Raw genomic sequence first — 20,457 nt, 5'->3', positions numbered from 1 at the left:
GGAGTGGCCGAGAGACGACGCGGGTGCAGCGGAAGCTACGAGGATTGGTTCCGAGCCGCACCCAGGAAGATCTTCCTCATCCCCAGGACCGCGCAGCTAAAGCTGAGCGGCTACTCCTGTAGGGTCGCAGCTTCAGCTGCCCCCATCGCGTCGGTTCCGGACCGGACCCAGGGAGACCTTCCTCAACCCCAGGACCGCGCAGCTAAAGCTGAGCGGCTACTCCTGTAGGGTCGCAGCTTCAGCTGCCCCCATCGCGTCGGTTCCGGACCGGACCCAGGGAGACCTTCCTCAACCCCAGGACCGCGCAGCTGAAGCTGAGCGGCTACTCCTGTAGGGGCGCAGCTTCAGCTGCCCCCATCGCGTCGGTTCCGGACCGCACCCAGGAAGATCTTCCTCATCCCCAGGACCGCGCAGCTGAAGCTGAGCGGTTACTCCTGTAGGGGTTCAGCTTCAGCAAACGCATGCTGACTCATGGCCCCTCCTTGGCTTCTGTTTGCTGCACGGCACGGTTGTGGACGGAGCCTACTCGCCCGCCTGGATGTTCTTCACTGGGGGAACCGGGTCGATGACTTGCTTCGCGGCGACGAGGCGCTTGCGGAGGGCGTCGTAGGGGACTTCCTGGACCCGTAGGTCCTTCTCCATGGCGATGATGGCCGCTTCGACGGCGGACTGGGAGAGGATCATGAAGACCGGTTCCATCCGGATGGAGCCAAAGGCAATGTGGGAGGCCGAGAGGCAGAAGGGAACGAAGAGGTTTTCGCACTCGCCCTGCTTCGGGATGATCGACCGGTAGGAAATGGGGTAGGGAGGGCCCGACTTTACCTGAACGTCTCCCTCGTTGCGCACCTTTCCATCGATGACAAGGCGGCGGCAATTGTGAGAATCCATGGTGTAGGCGGCTAGTCCGATGGCGTCTTCCACCTTCTCTTTCCCAATGCAGTGGCTCTCGTTCATGACCAAATCGCTGACGAGACGGCGGGCTTCCCGGACGTAGAGAGCGTGAGAGAAACCTCCGGTCTCGACGAAATCCTCACAGGACCAGCCGAATTGGCTGTAACGCTCGCGGGAGACCGCGGGCACGACCGGATCGGTCAAGCGGAACCACATAAGGCCTTTCACCCATTGGACGTGTTCTTGGAAAATCTTTTCACGGGTGGCGTAGTCGGCTTCCGGGAAGTCGTGATTCATCCCGATATAATCGGAAGAAACGGCTCCGTGATTGTTCATGTCGAACTTCCGTTTGATGCAGTGATCGAACTTTTGCAGCGTCGGCTCGAATCCGGCCTCGCAGTAGCGGGCGAGAAGTTCGTAACGACTGCGATCGTATCCATCGGGTTCGGTGAAGGGGATTTGTTTGTTCGGGTCGTCGGTCAGGCATAGACGGAAATTGTAGGCCTGCACTCGCTTGTCGCCCTTACCCTGTTCGTAGGGTGCGTCGTCGATGTAGGGGAGGAGTCCGCTGTCTGGCTTGCCCTCGATGAGGTAGGGATCTACCTCGAGCTCAAACTGGTGCTTGTCGCGCATCTGCTGGCCGTTGAGCGTTTCCCCATGGGTGGAGTTGTCTTCCCGGCCGACGGTGTAGCTGACACCAGCCTTGGCCATCAAATCGCCTTCGTAGGTAGCGTCAATGAACTGCTTGGCGGAGACGGTGATACCGTTCTCGGTTTTAATCCGAACGATCCGCTTATTGGCCATCTCAACTTCGGAGACGAAGCTTTCGAAATGACATTCGACTCCGACTTCCTCCAACCATTGGCGGAAGGTCTGGTCAACTTTGTGGGGTTCCTGAAGCCAGCACTCATCCTGCCCGTAGTGGGTTCCCATCCGCTGGAAGAATTCGCGGGAGAGGCCCCCGATGGCGAACTTATTGCCAATGTCGGTATACGAGAGGCCCCCCGCGGTCAGACCCCCGAGATGATAGCCGGGCTCGAGAAGTGCGACGGAGAGGCCATAGCGTTTGGCGGTGATGGCGGCGATAATCCCGCCGGAGTTGCCTCCGAAAACACAGAGATCGACGTCGAGGTTGAGATCGAGCTGTTTCTCGGGGCGGCGGTAATAGCGAAGAGGGTTATCAGGATGATTCATGGACATAATCTTTCGGCAACGGGCAGAAAGTTCCAAGAAAAGAGGTTTTATAATTTTAGAATAAAGTTATACTTTTCCTACATGAGTCAAAGCAAGTCACTGCCTCCGTTACCCTTCCGGGAGTGGAAGTTTCTGGATGCGCAATTGATCTGGGTCTACGAAGGAGTTCCTCAGGTGGCGAACCAGAGGAGCGTCTCTAATCGATATTTTACCGCTTGGGGCTTACTTCAGGGGGAGGTGGTGTTGGCGGCAGGGGGAGAAGAGGTCCGGATTTCTGCTGGCGATTGGGTTCTCCTGCCTCCGGGGACCAGTGAACGCCAATTCTCCGAGGACGCCCGGATTCTCTCAATCCATTTTGAGGCTCGCTGGATTACCGACCAGGCCCTCTTTGAGCTTCGGGTGCCCATCCGGTTCAGTCGATCCGAGACCCGGGGATGGCGGGAGCTGATGCAACCGATGCTGGCGACCATCCGGAAACACCATCCCCATGCCTACAATCGGCTGCAATGGGAGGAGATGGATTTCGAACGCTACGTCGATTTACAGGGCAATTTTCAGCGGTGGCTGGCTCGCCTATGGGGGGAGATGCAGCGACGCGGGGAGCTTTTCTTCCTCCCGCAGAACGATGATCCCCGTTCCATGGAGATCAAAATGAGGGTCGACGCAAAGCCACTTCATCTCCCGTTTCGCCTGGAGAATCTGGCTGAGGAGTTTGGCCTAAGCGCCGCGCAGGTGAATCGAATCTTTTTCAGCGCCTTCAGGACGACCCCGAAGCAATATTTTGAGAGGCGCCGCCTGGCTCAGGTCAAAGGAGCACTTCTTTCCTCCTCTCAACAGGTCAAGGAAATCGCTTTCGGGGCCGGGTTTCGCCATCAATCCGAATTTTCTTCTTGGTTTAAAAAACAAACTGGGTCCTCTCCCTCTGAATTTAGGAAAAGGAATTAGCGGGACTGGCCTGCCTCCCGAGAAGTCAGATCCTAACCTGGGAGGCGATTGCCCCCTGAGTCTTAGATCCTCGATTTCACTTCGGCATGGCGAAAACAGTCGACCGTGTGATCGTTGACCATTCCCACCGCCTGCATGAAAGCGTAGCAGATCGTGGAGCCGACGAAATTGAATTCCCGTTTTTTGAGGTCTTTGCTCATTTGATCCGAGATCGGGGTGCTGACCGGCACTTCAGAGATATCTTTCCAATGATTTTGGATAGGGGTTCCATCGACATAGCTCCAGAGAAATTGGGAGAGGGATCCAAACTCTTTCTGGATCGCCAGGGTGCCCTGAGCGTTGCGGATGGTCGCGTCAATCTTGAGGCGATTGCGGACGATCCCGGCATCGGCGAGGAGACGCTTACGGTCAGGGTCTCCATACTGAGCGATTTTTTTGCAGTCGAATCCATCGAGAGCCTTTCGATAGTTTTCGCGCTTTTTGAGGATCGTTAGCCAGCTCAGGCCCGCTTGAGCGCCTTCGAGGATCAGGAACTCAAAGAGGATCTGATCATCGTAAACGGGAACGCCCCATTCTAGATCGTGATACTTTTCATAGAGGGGATCCGTCCCGCACCATTCGCAACGATGTTTCATGGGCGGCGTTGTATGGAAATCGATGGCGAGAAGCGATGCCGTTTTCGGTGCGTTCTTGTGCTCACGCACGCAGCCTGAAGCAATGCGCTTCCGAAGGCCAAAGACATTGGAATCCTTTCGTTCCATAACTCCCCGCACCTTTAACTGCATGCCACTCGAACCGATTTATCATCTTTGATTTGCTCCTCGGGTGCCAATCGGTATTGAATGGGAATACTGATGAATCCCCTCAATGTCGTCTATCTTCACGCCCACGATGCGGGTCGTTACGTTCAACCTTATGGATACGGTGTTTCCACTCCGAACCTGCAAAAATTGGCAGAGGAAGGGATGCTCTTTCGCCAAGCTTTTTGTGCGAATCCGACCTGTTCTCCGAGTCGCGCTTGTCTCCTCTCGGGGCAGTCGGCACACGTGAACGGGATGCTGGGTCTGGCCCACCGTGGATTTGCGATGGACCGTTATGAAGACACGCTGGGAAACTTTTTGAAGGAGAATGGCTGGCATACCGCTTTGACGGGGGTTCAGCACATTACCCTGGAAGGTAGTGCGACCTTGGAAACGACCGGATACGACGAATTCCTGGATCGCGACCGAAACGCAGAGGGCTTCTATTGGCCTCGACACGAGAACGATTGCGACGTGATTACCCGTTCGGCCGAAGAGTTTCTTGAGCGAGATCACGAAAAACCGTTCTTTCTCGACGTTGGATATTTCCCTCCGCACCGAGCGGGGCAGGGCGAGTTTCCCTCGACGGTTCAAACTCCCAATCCGGCCTACGTGAAGCCGCCGGCTCATCTGCCGGATACCGAGGAAACTCGTCAGGATTTTGCCAATTACATGGCCAGTGTGGAAACCTTTGATCAGTTTGCGGGTCGGGTCATCGATGCGATTGATCGGAATGGCCTTGCTGAGAATACTCTCGTCATCGCCACCACTGATCATGGGATCGCGTTTCCGGATATGAAGTGTCGCCTGACCGATCACGGAACGGGTGTGATGCTGATCCTGCGCGGACCGGAGGGCTTCGTCGGTGGCAAGGTCACGGATTCGATGGTTTCTCACTTGGACATTTTCCCGACGGTGTGTGACTTGCTGGATCTGCCGGCACCCGACCGGTTGGAGGGGAAGTCACTGAAGGCTTTGGCGGAGAATCCCGATGCTTCGTTGAGGGAGTATTTGTTTTCTGAGGTCAACGTCCATGCGGCTTATGAACCCATGCGTGCGGTTCGTTCGCAGCGATGGAAATATATTCGCCACTATGAGCCGCGTCCGCATGTGACTCTGCCCAACTGCGATGACGGACTCGCCAAAACTTATCTCTGCGAACATGGGTGGGCCGATCATGGCCCCAAGAAGGAGGAACTCTACGATCTGGTATTGGATCCCACGGAGGCGAACAATTTGGCCAAAGATCCAGATCACGCTGCAGATCTCGCGACGATGAGTGCCCAGCTTGACGAGTGGATGACCGCGACCGATGACCCCTTGCTGAAGGGGCCCCTCGACCTGACGGGTTGTATTGTGACCCCCGCCGATGCTTACTCTCCCGCTGGTTGAGCGGCATCGAAGATTGCGGGCTGAATCGGGGGCAGGGGAGGGTCCCGAGGCTCGTTAAAAACAGACTGCGGTTCGGTCAGCCGGAATCGCGGTGATTACGCGGAGGGCTGCGCGGATAGGGAGTCGGAGATCATCCCGCCTTTGCGCAAGATCTCTTCAAGTGCTTCTTCGATGCCTTCTACATGGGGGAAGGCTTCACCTGCCAGTTCCCCTTGCCGGACTAAATCGGCGGGGAACTCACTAATCGTGAACTTCTGATGGATGGTTTGGATGAGCTTCGTGTGTTCCCGTGCCATCTCGAGGCTGCATCCCTGATGCGTTCCGGTATGGATCGATTCGATCACTTTGCGAAACATCGACTCGCGGCTGAAATCCGCCCCGATGCTGATGATTTCTTCTTCATCCGGGAAGATGGTGAACTTCTTGTCGAAATTCCAACGAATCCGTCCCTCGGTTCCGAGAATATCGAGGGTCGGTTCGATAGTTCGAATTCCTTTGTGAGTGACGGCGTAGTCGATCTCAATTCCGTTCTCAGTCACGACTCGCGCGGAGATGGTGTCAAAAGTCTCAATGCCGGGAAGGCGATAAAGCTCTGCTTCGACTTCCTTGGCGGAAGCGATGGAACTCATTTTCTCACCGGCAAAGTTCAGCGTGGCGATGAGGTAATGGGCAAAGGCATTGTTGGCGGGAGAATCGTATACGAGGTGTCCGTTGCTGCGAATCTTGCCTGCCCAATTGTTGCGGGTATAGTAGCTCTTTGGACGTGGCCAGCTGCCGATTGAACGAATCGATTTAACCTCACCGATTCGACCGGCGAGGATCTTCTTTTTGATTTCTATCACCGTATCGAGGTAGAAATCCTGAAATCCGACGAAGACCATCTTTCCGGCGGCCTTTTGAGCTTCGATCATTTCGTCGATCTCATCGACGGTTCCGGCCGCAGGCTTTTCGACGAGAACATGGCATCCCGCTTCGAGTGCGGCCAGAGTCATGGGCCGGTGCCAAGCGATCCCTGTCGGAATACAGCAAAGATCGATACGACCCTTTTCCTCTCTCAGCATCATTTCATAGTCCGGGTAGATGCGGCAGCCTTGGCTCTCCAGACGCTGGCAGCTTTCTTCTTCCTCGGATCGATTGACGACGGTGGCTGCGGCAATCTGTAAAACGCCCTCCGTCTGTAGTGCTTCGAGGGTTCTTAGATGAGTCCGTCCATAGCCGCTGATTCCGATTAATGCGGCTTGAGGAAGGTTTTGATTCGACTGGGTCTGATTCATGAGAGGAAAAGATTTTTAGCTCTAACGAAGAGGAAGCCAAGAGCGAAGGCTGAAGGTTAATAGATTAACTCCCCCTGTCTTTGTTTAGAAGTTCTTTACCATCATGCTGGCTTTCCTGGCGCCACTTCGAAGGTGAGCGTCTTCCAGAACCCCTTCTACAAATCCTTAACCGAACAATGAAATCAAAAATCCTGTTTCTTCCCCATGGTAATCTTCAGTATAGCCAGTTGGATCCTGCCCGCCGCCCTTGGGTCATCGATCAGTCTTATGCCCCGTTGTTCGACCTCGTCGAGAAGAACGGGATAAAGATCGGATTTGAGGCGTCGGGAGAAACATTGAAAGTAATGGCCGAAACCCGGCCCAAGGTTCTTGAGCAATTGAAGGCGTTGATGGACGCGGGCCAGGTCGAAGGAGTTGGCTCTCCCTTTACCCATATCATGCTGGCTAACTTACCCCCGGAAATGGGTCTAGCTAGCTTGAAAGACGGTCTTGACGCTTGGGAAAAATATACGGGACACCGTCCGCGTCTGGGCTGGAACCCAGAGTGCAGCTGGGCGGATTTCCTTCCGGAGATTTTTCAGGAAGCGGGTTTTGACTCTCTCGTGATGGATGGTGATTCGTTCTTCCTGAGTTTTCCGGAAATTCGTGAAGCCACGGGTCTGGACTACGATGTTCGCGGTCACAGCAATAAGAGTAAGTTGTTCCGGATTGCCGAGTATATTAAGGACAAGCCGCAGTATCACCGTTTCCTGACCAACGTTTCGCGCACGCCTTCCGGTTTGAATCTCCTTTTCCGCGTCGATTTCTTTGCCAACCCGATGCTGTGGTATCTGATGGGAGCGACCGAGGGCACCCGTGACCAACCTGTAGCGCTTTCGGAGATCCAGGAATTGTTAAGCTTTTGGAAGACAAAAGTGGAAGGATCGGGGAGCTTTATCATCCCTTACGCGGAGGATGCCGAGTACATTGGTACAAGTGCGTACTTTTATGTGAAGCAGTTTGGGCATGCCCGCTTTTTCGAGCATGAGCCGGAAAGCGTGGATCGCTTTGAGGCGCTCCTCAAGACGGCCTCCGAGTGCGGTTTCGAGTTCGCGACGCCCTCCGAGCTAATTGAAGGTTCGGAGGTCATCGAACTATCGAAGAATCAGATTTCCACAATCGAGAGAGGAAGCGCTTGGCATGGTGGAACGGCCCGTGCCTGGTTGAATACCTCCCATGCCCGGGTGCTGGATCCGGTTTGTATGGCGGTCTTTCAAGGAGTCCAGCGCCTGAAGGATGAGTTTGAAGAGGGCTCGGAGGCTGCCCGTTGGGTGGATCAGGCTCGGCGGGAAGTGACCTCGGCCTATGTTTCCGATTCCCGTTGGCCTCCCGCGCCGACCTCACCTGGCCGATTCAATGTGCAGGAGAGTATTGAAGACCTGAAGAAGGCCAATACTTCGCTCGAAAAAGCCATGCAGGCCGCGGGTATTGCTGATCAGCGATCTTTGTATTCGCCGAGTATCATGCGCACCCAGATTCTCTCCGTCGAGGAAGAGCTGATGGCTCTCGAGTATTTCGGGGAGAAGACCGGAGAGCTTTCCCAGAAGACTTCTGAGGTCTGAGAGGCTGATCGCTTTTGAGGCATTTCGGGTCGGACTTCGTCTTGAAGAGATGAGGTCGGGATCCGGCGGGGCCTCCACTCTTGGGGGTAGGAGTGGGGGCCTTTTTGTCTGCAGTCTGTCCCCCTTGGCCCGAGAGAACTTTCGCAATCTTAAACCTTTTGTGGCCGCGGGAGACCCGCTTGGAGGCAGGGGTTTAAACTGCGAGCTCTTCGGAGACTACTTAGATGCTTAGTGTCTCGCCGTCGCGCCAAATGCCGTTGACGAGGGTAAGCCGGGGGCGATGGATTGTTTCCTGGACTTCGTCGTTACGGATTTTCCGGGCGAGGAGAGTGGCGACGGTTCTTCCCAGTTCACCCTCGGTGTAAAAGCCAGAGAATTGAACGGGGCTTTCCTCGTCGATTTCAATGACGATAACCGGGACTTCGGGGAAGTGGATGCCAGCATCCTGAAAGACGTTGGGATCAATCACGCGATGGCTGATCACCACTTCGGGACGATAGGTTTCAAACCATTTTTTTATCCCGTCCGCAGATTCCCCGAGATGGTAGGAGTAGGGAGGGACGTCACCTTTGAGATGGGGGCGCTCGAAGAGGTTGGCCTGAAACGCGCCGATGATGTGTTCGCGGGTCGTCTTGGGGCAATCGTCGTGAAGGATCATGCCGTAGCGTCGGGAGGGAAGATTGCTCAGCTTGGCAAAAATATCGTCGAGGGCGTGAAAGTGGTTCATGCTGACTTTGTCGACGGACTGGCCGAGATCCGTCCTCTCCGTAGAGATGACGGAGAACTGATCCCAAGGAAATGTGCGGATGGATGAGGGCCATTTCCCCCAGCCGAGGAGGATCCCCTTGATGCCTCGAGTCTGGAGTATCTGAGCGATTCGTTCCGTGCGGTAGTGATCCGTCTCGAGCTCGAAGTCGGAAACTGAACAGCCGAATTCGAGCATCTTCTCGCGGAAGTGATGACAGTGTGTCGCGAAGAGCTGCGAAGCACGCGATTCCGAATTGTCGGGATGGAGTACGGCTACGGAGGCGTAGAAGGGAACATTTACCCCTCGGCTTTTGCGGGCGGCGAGCGATGAGAGGCTCGGGTCGGGACGATATCCGAGTTCTTGCGCCACCTTGCTGATCCGGTCACGGGTCGACTGGGGAATCCGACTGCTGCGGCGCAGAGCATAGGAGACGGTGGCGGTGCTGACGCCGCATTCTTCGGCGATGGTTTTCAGGGTTACGCGGGTGCTCATGATCGGGTTGAGAGATCTATTGGCTGGTGGTGCTGCCGTTGTGCCAGTATCCGTCAACGAGGATCAGATTTCCCTCGGTCTCAGGATTGACTCGCTCATCGTAGTGAAGTTTTGCGGCGATCGTCTCAGCGAGGACGCGGCCGAGGTCATCGCGGCCGATCACGCCGGATTCTCCTCCTTTGCCGCCGTCATCGATTTCGATCACTGCGTATTGGGCGTCTTGCGGGAAGCGGATGCCCCCATCTTTAAAAAATGTGAGATCAATGATCCGGTGCGAGAGGATGGCGTCGAGCTGGTATTGGGAAAACCACTCTAAGAAATCTTCGGGGGACTCCCCAAGAGTGTAGAAGTAGGGTGGGATATCGGAGGCCCAATGGTCGCGGCGGTGGACGTTCATCCGATAAGAACCGATGATATTTTTGCGCACCCGTAGAGGGAGATCCGTGTGGCAGATCAAGCCAATGCGGGATACTTTGCTCTCTTCCAGCTGTTGAAATGCCTCATCAGTGGCGCTGAAGTGGTTCATGCTAATGCGGTCCAATGAAGGATGGATCTGATTCCTCTCGGCAGAAACCACAGCAAATTCTTCCCAGGGAAACCCCTCCATTCGATCCTGCCATTCGCCCCAGCCGAGAACGATTCCCCGAATTTCTTCCCGACGAAGTTGGGCGAGAAGCTCTTCTTGCGAGTCAGGTTTATATCCGAGGAAGAACTCTTTGAGCCGGTAGCCGTAGGGTTTGACCGTGCGGCGTAGGACCTTGATATGCGGCTGAATGAGCTGACTCCGGCGGGATGTTTTCCCGTGGGCATAGACTATGGCAATTGTGGGGGGGCGAAGAGCATCGCTGGAACCCTTCCGATAACGGACTAGCGCTGAATTCTGGGGATTGGTCTTATATCCAACCTCGCGGGCTTTTTGAGCGATGCGTTTGCGCACGGCCTCGGAGACTCGGGTATCGTCTCGCAGAGCATACGAGACGGTCGCAACACTGACTCCGCAGAGCGAGGCGAGCTCTTTCATATTCATGTTTAGGATTCTGAAGAAGTTGGAATGAGGAAGACTGAGTGGAGAAGGTTAATAGTTTAACCTATGCCGGATTCGCAGTTTCCTGCAAACCCAAGAAGGTTTTTCCATCGGAGTTCACGATTGGTCCGCAGACACTTATCCCGCTCGTTGCAAACTTTACCTCAATCGTTTCCCTTTTCATCCGGGACACGCAATTTATTACCTTTATGACACCAACCCTCGCCCAGACCCTTTGGCGCTCAATGGCGCTACTTTTTTTGGCCTCTAACCTTTATAGTGCCAACCTTCTTCAAAACGGAGACTTCTCCAGTTGGTCGGAGGGTCGTCCGGCGGATTGGAATGTACGCTCACCCCAGCAATTCTCTCAAATGGACGGCGGGGGAATGCAGGTCAAAGTTGTCAAGGCCACGGGGCGCCTCGGCGAAGTCTTGCAGCGTGTCTCCTTGACGCCGGAGGCGCGGTATCGAGTGACTGCAGACATTCGGGCCGATAAAAAGGATTTGGCATTCATTCAGGTGAAGCTTTACCGCGATGGAAAGGAAATGAGTCGCTCGAACACGAAGAAGAATAAAGGTTCGGATTGGAATTCGGTGACGAAGGTTTTCCAGAGCTCAGGTGCCGACCATGCAGAGATTCTGCTGCGTTGGAAACAGAGTGAAGATGTTTTGAACAAGATCGCTGCCTTCCGGAATGTGGTTCTCGAAGAGTTGCCGCCGGTGATCTACGAAGGAGCTGAGGTCGGACCCCGCGCCGTTCCGACCTTTCATTCGGTTGGCCTCTACTGGAAACCAACCGGTGGCACCGCAAACCGATCCGTTGAGGTCGAATACCGTAAGAAAGGGGAGTCGGAGTGGATGCAGGCCTTGCCGCTTTGGTTTGATACGACACATCACACAGGGTCCGCCGAAGAGCATTTCGCGGAATATCGCGGCAGCATTGTCTATCTCGATTCCGGGACGGAGTATGAGGCCCGCTTGCAACTCCAGGGCGGTATCGAGCGCACGATTGATTTTGCCACCTTGTCGGAAGATTTCCGGATTGCGAGAACCGTAAAGCTACCTTCCACCTATGATGGGACCTACGTGATCGATGAGGGCGGGAGCGAAGAGGATGGATACGTTCTTTACGAGCCGGAGGATGGTTCGGAAGTTTTTTGGGATGCGAACAATCAGGCCGAAGCGAACCTGAGGGTGGACGCTTCCTGGGTCATTGTTCGGGGACTCAATCTGACAGGAGCCATTCGTCACGGGATCGTCCTCAGCGATGTGCAGCATGTCGTCATTGAAGATTGTGATCTATCGAATTGGGGGAAGACCGGTCCAGACGGTCAGGCCGAGAACATCAATTCGGCGATTTATAGCAATTCGAAGGTGCTTGAATCCATTATCATTCAGAACAACGAAATCCATCATCCCCGGAGCGATAGTAATTCCTGGCAGGAAAAACGTCCCGGCACTGGCAGTCGGCATCCGCAAGGTCCGCAGGGGATTACTCTGCGGCATGGGCAGGGTCATTACATCGTCCGATACAATCGGTTCTACTCTGACATGGAGCACATGTTTAACGATTCGATGGGAGAATTCTCGAACTCGAGTTATGGAGGATTTCCCAATCGGGACAGCGATGTCTACGGAAATTTCGTCTCACATTGTTGGGACGATGGTGTGGAGATCGAAGGGGCGAATATGAATGTCCGAGTTTGGGATAACTATATCGACACGACTTACGGTGCAATTGGTTCAGCCTCAACATCGCTCGGACCGGTTTACTATTTCCGAAATGTCTATGGAGTGTCCCAGAAGCATCACGGGACCGATCCGAATGACTATCGAGGTCACTACTTGGTGAAAATCGGAAATGAGAATCCGAAATTCACGAAAGGAAAGATTTTTGTTTTTCACAACACGGTGCTCCAACCGCCGCCTTTCGAAGGGTTTTCTGATCCCTCGAGTGGAGCCCAGTCTGGGATCGTATTCACCTCACCCAAGAAGCTTCAGGAGAACATCACTTCCCGGAACAACATCTTTCAAATGCGGAAGGAAACGGATTGGGCAGTGAAGGATACTCAGCTCACTCCGAGCAATGATTACGACTACGACCTTTATACTGGGCAGCTGATGGTCCGGGCGGGTGCGGAGGAGAATGGCATTCACACGGACCCCGTTTACGACCGCTCTACCGACGGACGGCTCTGGCTCCGTCCCGGTACTGCCGGATTTGACCAAGGAGAACGAATTCCGAACTTTAATGATGATTTTGTCGGCGAAGGGCCGGACATAGGAGCGGTCGAAACGGGAAGTCTCATCGAGAAGCCAATGACGTGGCCGGAGTTTCCTGAAAACTATCATCCGCAAGACTAGAGGTCCTCGGTCCTCGCGACGATTGTTGAGTATTTTTCAGGATAATAGCTTAACCTATTCGCGATTTTACTCACTTATTTTTAGAAGTATTCTCTAAATAGTTCTCATTCCTACTCTTTCCACCGGAAGGTGGTGCCCCCCAGATCTCATGACCCCACATCGTTCTAGCACCGTAGATCGGCGATTTTGGCCCAGACCCCAATTCTCGGGTGCCCAGGATCACGGATTTGCTCTCATCATCGCTCTTGCCTTGATGGCGTTCATCATTCTGATTCTCGTCGCACTCATGAGTCTGACGAGTGTGGAACAGGCGTCAGCTCAAGATAAGAGGCAGCAGGTTTCGGCTCGGCAAAACGCTTATCTGAGCGTGATGATTGGCATCGGTGAGTTGCAGCGTTTGGCGGGTCCGGATCAGCGGGCGACGGCTCGGGCCGATATTTTTACAGGCACGGGTGGAGTTTCGGAGACTTCGATGGAAAATCCTCATTGGGAAGGGATTTGGGATTCGGATATTGCGAATTGGAGTTCGCTCGCGAGCCAGGCTCGACTGGAGTCGGCAAGGTGGCTCGTCAGCGGAAATGAAGGGCTCAAGCCAACCGACCCAAACTATCTCACTCCGTTGTCCGACTTGGGGGAAGATGCGATCCAGCTCGAGCCGGAGGTTGAGAACTTTTCAATCCCCGGGATAACTGCCAAGAAAGTCTCACTGGAGGATGCTGCTGGGCAGAGACAGGGTCACTATGCCTATTACGTCAGTGGGGAGAACGAAAAGGCTTTGGTAAATCTGCGAGATCCGAACGATGGGTCCAGTGATTTTGAGGAGGTTCGCCAATCTTTCCTCGTTCCTCAACGGAACGGGATCGAGACGCTTGACCGTTTGGGAGATTATCCGATTAACGAACCCAAGCTGGATCGACTGGCCATCCTCGGCTCTGATTTCACGAACTGGATTGATACCTCTGTTCCGGACGAAGAGGAGTTTCGTTTGGCTCGCGAGCGGGATCTTACGACCTTTTCGAAAGGTCTGTTGACCGATGCCAAAAACGGCGGGCTGCGACGCGACCTGACCCAAGCCTTCGAGATTGACGCCTCGTTCGACGAGCACTTTCCGAATCAGCGCTATTCCAGTGAAACGGAAGCGGAGAACGAGGCGGCGAATCCGAGGAGTCCAGAGCCTTATTTCTTCGCTGAAGATTCAGTGATCGTGAGCGGAGCTCCCAATTGGGCGGTATTGCGAGACTATTATCAGCATTATCGTGACGCCGTTGATGGGCAGGAACAGGTCCACCGGATCCGATTGAGTCGGGAAGAGGAGTCCACCAACGGCACCCGTCAGTATAAGTATTTACCCTATTTAGAGAGATCGGGCTACCTTCAGTCCTCGCCACATTCAGGGGATATCCTTCCTTATCAAGCGGACCGGACTGCGCAAATCCCAGAATATGACGGTTATCAGTTCACGAGCTGGATTACCCCCTTGATTTCGCAGATTCGTTTTTCCCATGGCTTGCGGGTTCGATCCGAGCGTTATTCCGGGGGCTCTGAAGTTCTTTACCTGACGCTGCTTCCTGTTTTTGGCATTTACAATCCTTACAACACGGGAATTGAACTGGGGGATGCCGGGCTCTCTTGGCAGCTGAATCCAAAGATCACACTGAGTTTTGGCTATGAGGACGGTTCCTCGGAGACGGTTGAGTTCTATCAGGCTGAGGTCTACCCGAGGGGAAGCGGAGCCGATTTTTCCGTGAAGTTTGACAGTACGACCATCCGGCCCGGTCAGACCGTGCTTCAGGCGTTTGACGGCTTTTCGGAAGCAAAAGATGGCAAAAAGGAAAATTTAGATCCCAACGGGAAGAGGGGAGACAAAGCCGAGAGCAACAAGCTGGATCGAGCTTGGGACTCAGTCGGCGAATTGGGTTTCCCGCTGAATGGCACTTATCCCAATGGAGATAACTTTGGGCCGGTAGCTTCGACACGAGGACCCGTTTCTCTCGAAGACATTGCCCCAGGCAACGATCCCACTTCCGATCCGAGATGGGGCCTGACTCAGAGCGAACGGGATGCAGTCACTAAAGCGGTTCAGGAGAAAGACACGACTGACGTTTCAATCTCCATAGCTTATGAGGAGTCAGGAGCCATGAAACTCTATTACGATTCCAAGACGAAGGAGCGAACCTTCCAACAAACTCAGGATCTCTGGAAGCCCGGCGCCTCGTCTCCTTTAGCTACTTACAACAATTATTTTTCCTCGCTTGGATTTGCCTCTGCTCAGGATAGTCTCCAAACAATCTCTCTCTTCCTGCGCACTGCCGATGAGGGAGATGATGCAGTGGCAAATGATGACATTCGTAACGTCCTTGATACGAATATTCGGGCGATTTATCGGGACGTCGATTGGGACGGAGATAGCCCCTCTGACCTAGGGCCTTTTTTGGTTTCCTATTCGGGTGGGGTGATCAACGGAAACAGCGCCGCGCCTCAATCCATTCAGGCGAGCAACGGGGTGCAGCAAGGTTTTTGGGGGAGCAGCATCGGGAGCGATGGAGATCTCCGGGTTGTCCTCTTCGACCGTCCCCGGTCTCCCTTGCTATCGCTCGGTCAGTTGCAGCACGCAAATCTTGGGCGCTACCAATTCGATCCTTCCTATATTGTCGGAAACTCTTATGCATCTCTTCGTATTCCGCTCTCCGCGACCGAGGTGGAAGATTACGGAGGAGTCTCCGGTCTCAAGCTCTTCGATTGGTCGTATCGAGTGAACGAGCGCCTTTGGGATGGTTTCTTCTTCTCCTCTTTGAGAATTCCAGATGATCAGAGTGAACGCGATGGCATCGTTAACGGCTTGAACGGAGGATCGATCTCATTGGATGACGTGGTTCTGAACCCACGAATGGAATTCATCGATTCCGAAGTTCAGGACGGGGTGCGCTATGGCGAGATTATTGTCGACGATTCCTCTGCTCAAGGCTTTGAGAACGCAGTTTATCGGCCGGCGTCTCAGATGTGGGTAAACGGAGCTTTTAATGTGAATTCGACCTCTCTGGAAGCCTGGAAAGCGATTCTCGGAAGTTCCTTTAATTTGCGGATTCCAACCTACGGAGAGCTAGCGGATGCCGACTCGACCTCTCTGGAAACCGGGATGATTTATTCGCGGTTCGAACAGAACTCCCGCGGCCGTTTCGATTCCAGTGACGCTTCCACCGCTCCAGAATATTGGGCGGGATTTAGAAGTCTTTCGGAAAGCGAGGTTGCCAGCCTGGCGGAAGCCGTCGTCGATCAGATCAAGGAACGAGGTCCATTTCTCTCCCTTGCGTCCTTCGTTAATCGCGAGCTGAACAATACGGAGCGGGCCAAAAAGGGAGCTCTTCAAGCCGCTTTGGATCAGAACAATGGACTGAATGATTTTACGAATGAAGATATCGATGGCGAGGTCGTCGTGAGCTTTGATGAATTTCAAAATTTGATGGATGAGAATCTTTCCGCGAACGATCATAGCAGTATGGGTTTTCCGGGTCACCTTCTCCAGGGCGACATTCTTCAGAAGTTAGCTCCTCTTCTTACCGTGCGATCGGATACCTTTAAAATCAGGGCTTACGGAGACGTGGTGAACCCGATCAACGATTCCGTTACCTCCCGGGTTTGGTGCGAGGCGGTTGTTCAGCGGATTCCCGATCCTGCCGATTTTGCTGGGGGGACCATTACCGATGCGGACATGGATGATTTTATCCTCCCCGCAAGTCCCTTCGGGCGGAAATTCAAGGTCGTTTCGTTCTCTTGGTCCGAAGACAATGCTATTTAGATTTCACTTATGACGCGTCCAATTTTTTTCCTCTTGGTTCTTCTCGTGACGGGTGGACCTCTAGCAATCCCTTCGCTGAACGCTCAGTCCGATGAGGTCCGGAATTTTAAATTCACGACCATGAGTTGGAGTCGATACATCGGCGATCTCTTCTATCGGAATGTCGATGGGGAGGAATTCTCGCTTCGTATTCCCAATGGAGCTCCCTCGATCGCAAACGAATATCGGGGAACGTTTCCGATTCGGTTTTACCGAGTGCTGGGTCAGGATGACCTCGGGAATCCGATCGAGCAGACCGCGGCGGTATTTCGTCCGACTTCGGGAGAAGAGCAGTTGCTCATTTTCGTAGAAAACCCAAGCGATGACTCCGTATCCTACCGCATCTTTCCGGTTCCCTTTTCCCGCGACGGAGCCGAGCGTAATCAGTATCGTTTCATCAATCTTTCCGAATACCCCGTGTATGTGAAGTTCGGGGAAGAGCGGTTCAAAATCTCACCCCGCGATGAAAACACGATTCAGACCGACATTCCTGAATCGGGTGGACAGAGGATCGCTATGGCGATTCAGGTGAGTGAGAAACCTGATGATTTGAAGGTGGCGTACTCTTCTTCCTGGTCTGTCCGTTCAGGGCGCTCGGCTTTGGTTTTCATCACGAAGGAGTTGGATGATGATGACCGCATTGATGTGAAGCAGGTTTATTATTAGGTCTCGATGAAAGATAAAAAACGCAATTCCGCCAAAGACGCGGGTTACCTCCAATTGAATGACCGGCCGAGCTATTCGCTGGATGGTAAATGGGGATTTTTCGCGGATAATATGGGAGCCTTTGGCCTCAAGAGGAGCCGAAACGTTTTCGAAGGGTTGAATCCCAAACTCGACAACCGAGCCATCGAGTACGACGTAGATGCCTTTTCCGAGATCTCGGTCCCCGGAGATTGGAATACGCAGGAAAAGGAGTATCTCTTATTTGAGGGATTCGGCTGGTATGCCAAGCGGGTGAAGCTGACCGCTAAGGAGCTTGAAGCTTGGCAGAATGAGGGACGAGTCTTTCTTCGGCTGGATGGAGTGAATTACGCCGTCGATGTTTGGTGGAATGGGGAGCCGATCGGTTCTGCTGAGATGCCGTTTCTGCCACTTTCGTTCGAAATCAATCCAGAGAAGCTGAAAGAAGAAAATTTGCTGGTGATCCGAGTGGACGCCCGACGCCTGGCGCATCGAATCCCCTCCGAGCGCTACGACTGGTTTAATTACGGCGGACTGATTCGGTCCGTCCGGTTGGTCTCCACCCCGCAGACGTTTATTCGTGAGGCTTCCTATCATCAAACCCAAATCTTGGAGATGAATCGCTCCGGTGCGACTGTCGAGGGTAAGTGTTCGCTTTTCATCGACGGAGGGGAGGACCTATCAGAGTGCATGCTCAGGATCGAGATTCCTGAAATTGGTTTCTTTCGTGAGAAGAAGGTAACCAAGCGCGGGATGCGGCTGAAGTTGAAGGATCTCGCGGTTGAACTATGGGAGCCCGGCTCCCCACGCCTGTATCAGGCTCAGGTGACGCTCCTGAAAGGAGGCGAGGTGATGGATTCAATTGCGCAAAAAATTGGGTTTAAGCAGGTAGAGTGGGAGGGCACGGAGCTACGAGTGAACCGCAAACCTTTCTATCTGAAAGGAATCGCACTGCATGAAGAAAGGCTCGGTGCGCAAGGAGGCAAACCGCGCAGCCCGCGGGATATTCGTAAACTCATCGATTTGGCACAGGAAACGGGCTGCAATTTCCTGCGTCTCGCTCACTATCCTTACGACGAGCAATGGCTCGAGGAGTGTGACGAGCGGGGGCTTCTCGTTTGGGATGAGATTCCCGTTTATTGGGAGATCACTTACAAAGATGAGAGGACGAAGAGGTTGATCTATGATCTGGCTGTGCGGATGGTGGAGGGGAGCCGAGGGCATCCTTGTATCCTCTGCCATGCCTTGGCCAACGAGACTTGGGATCGGCCGGGGCGCAAGTCGACGATGGGGCAAGCCTTTCGGGCAATTAAGAAAATGGATCCGGGAATTCCCAGTACGGCCGCCTTCAATGCTCCCTATTCTGGGAAAGCCTATGATGTGGAATCAGTCGACCACTCGATCTACGAGTTTGTCGATGTAGTGGGCCTGAATGAATATGGGGGCTGGTATAGTCCCCCCCTGCAGGAACTTCCCGAGGCGAATATTGTCGTGGGAAGTAAGCCTCTCTTCGTGACGGAATTTGGAGCGGCAGGACCGCTCGGAGTCTCGGGAAAAGAGGACGAACTTTGGAATCTGGATAGTCAGAAAGCCATTTACGAAGAGCAGATCGCGCTTTTCGGACGCTGCCGTGAGCTCAGCGGTTGGACTCCGTGGGCCCTTAAGGATTTCCGGAGCACTCTGCGGGCGAATGGGTTCCAGAAGGGTTGGAATCGAAAGGGGCTGGTTGGACCGAATGGTGAAAAAAAGCCGGTCTTTGAGGTCGTGACTCGGGAGTTTTCTCAGAAAGAAACCTTTCCTGAGAAAGCATAACGGAGGCCGAAGAACCTCCGAATTTCTGCCATCAGAGAATCTGATCGATCGAATTAGCAGCTTCTCTTAGCCGACATTGCTGGAAATTTTTCTGGCCCGGTTCGACGGTTCCGTGAAAACTGCGGGGCCTATGTCATCGAACGCTTCTCCTGATTGTTCCATTCTGTTTCGCCTACTCAGACCTTTCGTGAAGGTTTCGTTCCGTTCTTCGAGTGCGGCGGTCGCGTCTGTTCTTCTCCTGGCGGTGCTCGTATCTTCCGTCAGTGCCGAAGGGGATGACGGAAAGATCCGGATCCTCGGGGTCGGGAACAGTTTTACTCGCAATGCGATGCGGTTCCTTCCTCAGATCGTCGCTTCGGAGCCGTCGGTCGAGGCCGATGTCGCTTATGCCTACATCGGCGGGTGCCCTTTGGATAAACACGTGAAATTGGCCGAAGCGCATGAAGCCAATCCCGAAGATGGGAAGAAGTATTCTTACAACATGAATGGGAAAACGATCCAGAAGAACGTTTCCCTGAAGGAAATGTTGCAGGACGGCATTTGGGACTATGTGACCATCCAGCAGGTCAGCACCAAGAGCTACAAGATCGAGACTTACTATCCATACGCGGAAAAGCTGATTGATTACATCCATCAGTATGCACCGGACGCCGAGATCGTCATTCACGAGACTTGGCCGCACAGCATCGATAGTTATCGGTATACGGATTGGGGGCTCGATCCAAAAGAGATGTACGAAAAGCTCCATGCCGCTTATACCCAGGTTGCGGAGGAATATGGATTGAAGCTCATTCCGGTGGGAACGGCTTTTCAGAATGCCAAGGAATCACCCGTCTGGGATTATGAAGCGACCGATATCGATGTGAAAACGTTGGTCTATCCCGAGGATAAGGACAACCTTCCAGACCAGAGCAAGAGTCTTCACAATGTTTTCTTTTGGAGAAAGAATAAGGAAGGGGAGTGGTATGTCGGAAATGATGGTTTTCACGCCAATCAGAATGGTGAATATCTCGGTGGACTCATTTGGAATGAGTTCTTCTTCGGTATCGATCCAACTACTGTGACTTTTGCGCCCAAAGGCATGACCGAAGAGCAAAAGACCTCCCTTCAGGAAATTGCCAAGGAAACGGTCTCCGAGTTTGTCACGGTCAGCGCTGAAGTTGCCGCTCCCTAGAGAGCCGAAACCCTAGGATGTATTCAAAGTAGTGAGAGCTTCCAGCTCTCTCACGCAGGAGCGGCTCTCTCGTGCGCCGTGCGCGAAGCTGGCCGGTTCCGACTTTGCAAGTGGTGCTGAAATGAGGAAAATAGCCGATCCTCCGCGGGGGGGCAGCTGAAGCTACTCCCCTACGTTGGAACGGGGATAAAGTAGTGAGAGCTTCCAGCTCTCTCACGCAGGAGCGGC

The 20,457-nt window shown here is 53.8% G+C and carries 13 protein-coding genes; 8 read left to right on the top strand and 5 right to left on the bottom strand.

Annotated elements, in window-relative coordinates; genetic code table 11:
* Positions 1-522: 522 nt before the first annotated feature.
* A complete protein-coding gene (locus tag H5P30_RS18715; protein WP_185694436.1) occupies positions 523-2,085 on the bottom strand; it encodes an FAD-dependent oxidoreductase in 1,563 nt (520 codons plus the stop codon).
* Between the two features lie 81 nt (positions 2,086-2,166).
* Between H5P30_RS18715 and H5P30_RS18710 the strand changes: the two genes are divergently transcribed.
* The gene (locus H5P30_RS18710) at positions 2,167-3,030 is read left to right on the top strand and encodes an AraC family transcriptional regulator (RefSeq protein WP_185694435.1); all 864 of its coding nucleotides are present in this window, start codon (positions 2,167-2,169) and stop codon (positions 3,028-3,030) included.
* Positions 3,031-3,092: 62 nt separating this feature from the next.
* Here the strand turns inward: H5P30_RS18710 and H5P30_RS18705 are convergent, their stop codons facing one another.
* Positions 3,093-3,665, bottom strand: coding sequence for a DNA-3-methyladenine glycosylase I (locus H5P30_RS18705; protein ID WP_185694448.1), 573 nt, complete (start codon positions 3,663-3,665; stop codon positions 3,093-3,095).
* A gap of 219 nt (positions 3,666-3,884) precedes the next feature.
* Here H5P30_RS18705 and H5P30_RS18700 point away from each other — a divergent pair, with 219 nt between their 5' ends.
* Complete coding sequence (locus H5P30_RS18700) at positions 3,885-5,222, top strand: sulfatase family protein (protein ID WP_221774410.1); 1,338 nt, start codon at positions 3,885-3,887, stop codon at positions 5,220-5,222.
* Between the two features lie 95 nt (positions 5,223-5,317).
* Here the strand turns inward: H5P30_RS18700 and H5P30_RS18695 are convergent, their stop codons facing one another.
* Positions 5,318-6,496, bottom strand: coding sequence for a Gfo/Idh/MocA family protein (locus tag H5P30_RS18695; protein WP_185694433.1), 1,179 nt, complete (start codon positions 6,494-6,496; stop codon positions 5,318-5,320).
* A gap of 176 nt (positions 6,497-6,672) precedes the next feature.
* On the opposite strand from H5P30_RS18695, the gene H5P30_RS18690 reads away from it, so the two are divergent.
* Positions 6,673-8,097 (top strand): polysaccharide deacetylase family protein, encoded by a 1,425-nt coding sequence (locus H5P30_RS18690; protein WP_185694432.1) that lies wholly within the window; start codon positions 6,673-6,675, stop codon positions 8,095-8,097.
* Positions 8,098-8,317: 220 nt separating this feature from the next.
* On the opposite strand, the gene H5P30_RS18685 is transcribed toward H5P30_RS18690, so the two are convergent.
* A complete protein-coding gene (locus H5P30_RS18685; protein WP_185694431.1) occupies positions 8,318-9,337 on the bottom strand; it encodes a LacI family DNA-binding transcriptional regulator in 1,020 nt (339 codons plus the stop codon).
* A gap of 16 nt (positions 9,338-9,353) precedes the next feature.
* Positions 9,354-10,364 (bottom strand): LacI family DNA-binding transcriptional regulator, encoded by a 1,011-nt coding sequence (locus H5P30_RS18680; protein WP_185694430.1) that lies wholly within the window; start codon positions 10,362-10,364, stop codon positions 9,354-9,356.
* A gap of 206 nt (positions 10,365-10,570) precedes the next feature.
* Between H5P30_RS18680 and H5P30_RS18675 the strand changes: the two genes are divergently transcribed.
* The 5 genes from H5P30_RS18675 (at position 10,571) to H5P30_RS18655 (ending at position 20,229) form a co-directional block, all read left to right on the top strand.
* Entirely contained in the window at positions 10,571-12,724 is a 2,154-nt protein-coding gene (locus tag H5P30_RS18675) for a right-handed parallel beta-helix repeat-containing protein (protein ID WP_185694429.1), read from the top strand.
* A gap of 148 nt (positions 12,725-12,872) precedes the next feature.
* A complete protein-coding gene (locus H5P30_RS18670; protein ID WP_185694428.1) occupies positions 12,873-16,520 on the top strand; it encodes a hypothetical protein in 3,648 nt (1,215 codons plus the stop codon).
* A 9-nt stretch (positions 16,521-16,529) separates the two neighbouring features.
* On the top strand, positions 16,530-17,225 hold the full coding sequence (locus H5P30_RS18665; protein ID WP_185694427.1) for a hypothetical protein: 696 nt from the start codon (positions 16,530-16,532) through the stop codon (positions 17,223-17,225).
* A 6-nt stretch (positions 17,226-17,231) separates the two neighbouring features.
* On the top strand, positions 17,232-19,055 hold the full coding sequence (locus H5P30_RS18660) for a glycoside hydrolase family 2 protein (protein ID WP_185694426.1): 1,824 nt from the start codon (positions 17,232-17,234) through the stop codon (positions 19,053-19,055).
* 130 nt (positions 19,056-19,185) lie between these two features.
* Positions 19,186-20,229, top strand: coding sequence for a DUF4886 domain-containing protein (locus H5P30_RS18655; protein WP_185694425.1), 1,044 nt, complete (start codon positions 19,186-19,188; stop codon positions 20,227-20,229).
* The last annotated feature ends 228 nt before the right edge of the window (positions 20,230-20,457 follow it).

This window comes from Puniceicoccus vermicola, assembly GCF_014230055.1.
In the GTDB taxonomy this organism is placed as follows: Bacteria; Verrucomicrobiota; Verrucomicrobiia; order Opitutales; family Puniceicoccaceae; genus Puniceicoccus; species Puniceicoccus vermicola.
The sequence above is the reverse complement of the archived record's forward strand: the minus strand, read 5'-3'. Positions and strand labels throughout refer to the sequence as shown.